The organism is Streptomyces pseudogriseolus, from assembly GCA_002154585.1.
Taxonomy (GTDB): Bacteria; Actinomycetota; Actinomycetes; order Streptomycetales; family Streptomycetaceae; genus Streptomyces; species Streptomyces pseudogriseolus.
The window spans coordinates 1-2,231 of sequence record MUNG01000394.1 but is presented as its reverse complement, the minus strand read 5'-3'; the positions used below and the strand labels follow the sequence as shown (position 1 = coordinate 2,231).

Annotated in this window: 3 protein-coding genes; 2 read left to right on the top strand and 1 reads right to left on the bottom strand. The window is 74.2% G+C overall.

Annotation, left to right across the window (positions count from 1 at the left end; translation table 11 throughout):
• The first annotated feature begins 275 nt into the window (after nucleotides 1-275).
• Together CCN29_RS36340 and CCN29_RS28830 are read left to right on the top strand one after the other, a co-directional pair.
• Nucleotides 276-452, top strand: coding sequence for a hypothetical protein (locus CCN29_RS36340; protein ID WP_167334643.1), 177 nt, complete (start codon nucleotides 276-278; stop codon nucleotides 450-452).
• Nucleotides 453-732: 280 nt separating this feature from the next.
• Nucleotides 733-1,680, top strand: coding sequence for a hypothetical protein (locus CCN29_RS28830; protein ID WP_086685514.1), 948 nt, complete (start codon nucleotides 733-735; stop codon nucleotides 1,678-1,680).
• Nucleotides 1,681-1,729: 49 nt separating this feature from the next.
• On the opposite strand, the gene CCN29_RS28825 is transcribed toward CCN29_RS28830, so the two are convergent.
• The gene (locus CCN29_RS28825) at nucleotides 1,730-2,149 is read right to left on the bottom strand and encodes a Rieske (2Fe-2S) protein (protein WP_006135281.1); all 420 of its coding nucleotides are present in this window, start codon (nucleotides 2,147-2,149) and stop codon (nucleotides 1,730-1,732) included.
• Nucleotides 2,150-2,231: the final 82 nt, after the last annotated feature.

The window sequence follows — 2,231 nt, the reverse complement described above, 5'->3', positions numbered from 1 at the left end:
GATCAGAGACGGAGGGGGGTCATGGCCGGGGCATGGATCGGGGGCGAAGGAGGTCATGTCGAGCCCGGAGGACGGGTGCGCGGGGTCCGATGCGGGCGGATGGGTTACGGAGGCCGGTAAGCGGGAATGTGGGGGGTCCGTGCCTCGGGCGATCACCGGGGCCGGCGGACGGACCGCGGTGGCGGTCCGCCCGGCGGTCCGCACCGGCTCTCCGGCCGGTGGTCCGAGGCGGTCATGACAGCGGTCACGCGAGTGCCCGCGAGTCGGGAGGTCGTATGCGACAGGTGCGGATCGAGAAAACACGACGGCCTGCCCGGTACCGCCGGTACACGGACGAGACGCCTGCCTTCCCCGAGTCCCTCGACCCGCGCGACCCCGACATCGTGCGCGCGAAGCGCCTGGCCGCCGCGAGCTCCCGGCTCCGGGACCGGAACGGTACCGAGGGGGCCTGACCCTCGGACCCGCCCCGGACGACGAACCACGGGGGCCGTTGACCACAGGGGCCGTACCAGCCGCACCGGCCGGTACGGCCCCATCGCATGCGCCGCTGCGGCCGCTCTTGCGGCCGAACGGTTGTCGGGACTTGGTCAACACGCTTCAATGCGGGGGAACCAGGGGCGCTGAACGACGGCGTACGCATGTGAAGACCGCGCCGTGCCGACGGGGCGGGCCCCGGGCGCCCCGCGCGAACGGTCTGACCAGCCGTTGTGACCTTCACAGAAAGGCCCCTGCATGCCGCACGCCACACAGCAAGCGGACGTCGTCACCGCAGAACTGGACTCGGCCCTGCGCGGCGGCCCGTTCCACGTCGCCCTGCGCGCCGCGATCGCCGCACGGGGCCTGCCGTTGCAGCGGGTGCAGCACCATCTGTCGCGCCATGGCGTGAAGGTGGGCGTCACCAGTCTGAGCTACTGGCAGCAGGGCGCCCGCCGCCCGCAGCGCCCGGAGTCGCTGCGCGCCGTACGGGCGCTGGAGGAGATCCTTCAGCTGCCGGAGGAGTCACTGATCCGGCTGCTCGCCGAGACGGACGACCGGACCGGGGACCGCCGCTCCGCCGGCCGCAGCTACCGCTCCCTCGTCGAGGCCTCTGGCGTCCTGGACAAGCTGCTGGCCGAATTCGGCGCCCCGCGCGACGGCGGACTGCACACCCTGGGCCACCACGAACGGGTCGGCATCGGCGCCCGCCGGGAACTGGCCGAACGCGAGTCGCACCACATCGTGCGCGCCCACCGCGACGGCGTCGACCGCTACGTCGCCGTCCACCACGGCGACCCGGGCGCCGACCCGGACCGCATGCGGGTCCGCGCCCTGGAGAACTGCCGCATCGGCCGCATACGCCGGCACCACGACACCGGGGTCCTCGCGGCCGAGCTGCTCTTCGACATCCGGCTGCGCGCCGGGGACACGTTCCTCTTCCGGTACGCCGTGGAGGACGGCACGGCCGGCGTCTGCCGCGAGTACGTCGGGGGCGCCGACTCCCCCGGCGGCCAGTACGCCCTCCAGGTCTGCTTCGACTCCGCCGCGCTCCCGGTGCGGTGCCACCGCTTCACCCAGCACTCGGCCGCGGCCCCGCGTGGCGGACGCCAGGAACTGCCCCTCAGCGCGCGGCACCGCTCGGTGCACCTGGTGGAACCGCGCCTGCGGGCCGGCTACGTGGGGATCGCCTGGGACTGGCAGTGATCCCGGCCCGTCCGGATGAGGCGGGTGACGCGGGTGACGCGGCTGCGGGTCAGTCGCGGCGTGCGACCAGCGTGCCGTTCTTCACCTCGACGACCAGCGGCTTCAGCGGCGCCACGGCCGGCTCCCGCAGCACCTTCCCGGTGGTGGCGTCGAACTCGCTGCCGTGACACGGGCAGACCAGCCTGGTCCCGTCCAGCTTGTTGATGGGACACCCCGCGTGCGTGCACACGGTGCTGTACCCGGTGAGGGAACCGTCCTCGCCCCGGCCGACGACCACGTTGTGTTCCCGGTACAGCTTGGCGCCGCCTGCGGGGACCTCGCTCTCCGGGCCCAGCTCGACGGGCCCGGCCGGCGGGGCCGACCTGTCGTCGCCGACGGGCCGGCAGGCGGTGACGCCCAGCCCTGCGACGGGGGTGAGGGCCGCGCCTCGCAGGACGGTCCGGCGGGTCGCGGCGGGTCGGGCGGACATGCGGGCTCCCACGGTTCGTGCGCGGTGGACGAGTGTGCACCGGGACGATACCGGGGGCCGGTGGGCGGGGTGTGGGCGGGGA